Annotated in this window: 1 rRNA gene; it reads right to left on the bottom strand. The window is 53.4% G+C overall.

Annotation, left to right across the window (positions count from 1 at the left end):
• Positions 1–9: 9 nt before the first annotated feature.
• Positions 10–2,877 (bottom strand): 23S ribosomal RNA (locus tag AC0L3L_RS36060).
• Between the last annotated feature and the right edge of the window lie 217 nt (positions 2,878–3,094).

The following is a 3,094-nucleotide window of genomic DNA, read 5'->3' as shown; positions in this document are numbered from 1 at the left end:
GGAATGAGAACGATCAAGCCGATCGAACTATTAGTACCGGTAAGCTTCAAGCGTTGCCGCTCTTCCACACCCGGCCTATCAACGTGGTCGTCTTCCACGGTTCTCAGGGAATACTCGTTTTAAGGTGGGTTTCCCGCTTAGATGCCTTCAGCGGTTATCCCGTCCGGATATAGCTACCCTGCTATGCGGCTGGCGCCACAACAGGTCCACCAGAGATCCGTCCATCCCGGTCCTCTCGTACTAGGGACAGATCCTTTCAATATTCCTACACCCACGGCAGATAGGGACCGAACTGTCTCACGACGTTCTGAACCCAACTCACGTACCGCTTTAAATGGCGAACAGCCATACCCTTGGGACCTGCTCCAGCCCCAGGATGCGATGAGTCGACATCGAGGTGCCAAACAACCCCGTCGATATGGACTCTTGGGGGTCATCAGCCTGTTATCCCCGGCGTACCTTTTATCCGTTGAGCGATGGCCCTTCCACGCGGGACCACCGGATCACTATGACCGACTTTCGTCTCTGCTCGACTTGTCAGTCTCGCAGTCAGGCAGGCTTATGCCATTGCACTCAGCGAACGATTTCCGACCGTTCTGAGCCCACCATCGCGCGCCTCCGTTACTCTTTAGGAGGCGACCGCCCCAGTCAAACTACCCACCATACATTGTCCCGGACCCGGATAACGGGCCGCGGTTAGACATCCATAGTGATAAGGGTGGTATTTCAAGGGTGGCTCCACCTGAGCTGGCGCCCAGGTTTCAAAGCCTACCACCTATCCTACACATGCCACTACGAATGCCAATGTAAAGCTATAGTAAAGGTGCACGGGGTCTTTCCGTCTAACCGCAGGAACCCCGCATCTTCACGGGGAATTCAATTTCACTGAGTCTATGCTGGAGACAGCGGGGAAGTCGTTACGCCATTCGTGCAGGTCGGAACTTACCCGACAAGGAATTTCGCTACCTTAGGACCGTTATAGTTACGGCCGCCGTTTACTGGGGCTTCGATTCAGAGCTTGCACCCCTCCTCTTAACCTTCCAGCACCGGGCAGGCGTCAGACCCTATACGTCGTCTTGCGACTTCGCAGAGCCCTGTGTTTTTGATAAACAGTCGCTACCCCCTGGTCTGTGCCACCCTCCTCCACTTGCGTGGAAAAGGGTCACGCTTCTTCCGAAGTTACGCGTGCAATTTGCCGAGTTCCTTCAGCATAGTTCTCTCAAGCGCCTTGGTATACTCTACCAGTCCACCAGTGTCGGTTTCGGGTACGGTCTATAAGGAGGAGCTATTTCCTGGAACCACGCAGCAGCCCGTTCAATCCGATAAGATTGGACTACCTCAATGATCCGTCACTTCCTCCAGGCCCACGAATATTAACGTGGTTCCCATCGTCTACGCATTTCTGCCTCGACTTAGGGGCCGGCTAACCCTGCTCAGATTAGCTTTAAGCAGGAACCCTTGGACTTTCGGCGGGGGAGTCTCTCACTCCCCTTACGTTACTCATGTCAGCATTCGCACTTCTGATACCTCCACCACCCCTCACGGGTATGGCTTCATCAGCTTACAGAACGCTCCGCTACCGCTCGTGATTGCTCACGAACCCTAAGCTTCGGTGTATGGCTTGAGCCCCGTTACATTTTCGGCGCAAAGACCCTTATTTAGACCAGTGAGCTGTTACGCTTTCTTTAAATGATGGCTGCTTCTAAGCCAACATCCTGGTTGTTTTGGGATCCTCACATCCTTTCCCACTTAGCCATAACTTGGGGACCTTAGCTGTAGGTCAGGGTTGTTTCCCTTTTCACGACGGACGTTAGCACCCGCCGTGTGTCTGCCGACTAGTACTCCCAGGTATTCGGAGTTTGGTTAGGTTTGGTAATCCGGTGAGGACCCCTAGCCCATCCAGTGCTCTACCCCCTGGGGTATTCGGTCGACGCTCTACCTAAATAGATTTCGCGGAGAACCAGCTATTTCCGAGTTTGATTGGCCTTTCACCCCTAGCCACAAGTCATCCCGAACTATTGCAACAGTTATGGGTTCGGTCCTCCAGTAAGTGTTACCTTACCTTCAACCTGCTCATGGCTAGATCACTCGGTTTCGGGTCTAATGCGACGAACTGAACGCCCTGTTCAGACTCGCTTTCGCTGCGCCTACACCTAGCGGTTTAAGCTTGCTCGTCACACTAAGTCGCTGACCCATTATACAAAAGGTACGTGGTCACCCAGGACGAACCTTGGACTCCCACTGTTTGTAGGCAATCGGTTTCAGGTACTCTTTCACTCCCCTTGTCGGGGTGCTTTTCACCTTTCCCTCACGGTACTAGTTCGCTATCGGTCATGCACGAGTACTTAGGCTTGGAGGGTGGTCCCCCCAATTTCAGACAGGATTTCACGTGTCCCGCCTTACTCGAGGACGATGATTTGCATTACGCGTACGGGGCTGTCACCCACTATGGCCCTACTTTCCAGAAGGTTCCGCTTGTCTCATCATCGCCACTGGCCTGGTCCGGGTTCGCTCGCCACTACTGCCGGAGTCTCGGTTGATGTCCTTTCCTACGGGTACTTAGATGTTTCAGTTCCCCGCGTTCGCCACTTTATCCCTATGTATTCAGGATAAGTTACCTATTACAGATCCTTGGAAACCACAGCAGCAAGTCTGCGCGATCTCAAAGAGATCGTCGCTTAACGCTCAATCCTTTTGGGATCTCGCGCCAATTGCCCTGCTGCTCTGATTTTCCAAGCACCTTAGGTGGGTTTCCCCATTCGGAAATCTACGGATCAAAGGGTATTCGCACCTCCCCGTAGCTTATCGCAGCGTATCACGTCCTTCATCGCCTGTGCATGCCAAGGCATCCACCAATTGCCCTTAAGACACTTGATCGTTCTCATTGCCAATACCCACCGCGCGATCTCGAAGAGATCGTCGCTTCAACCAAATCCTGTGCAGGACCTGGCTTGCGTGACAACCCTACGGGTTGCACGGAGTCATTGGCACAAAAAGACCAGCTTCTCGAGATCGGTTCGAGGGTGCGGTTAGGCAAACCCATCATATGCGGGAGATTGAGCGTCTCCCGCGACAAATCACACCCCTTTTCGGG

It is taken from the genome of Mesorhizobium sp. WSM4849, assembly GCF_055811385.1.
This window is presented reverse-complemented; position numbering and strand designations above follow the sequence as displayed.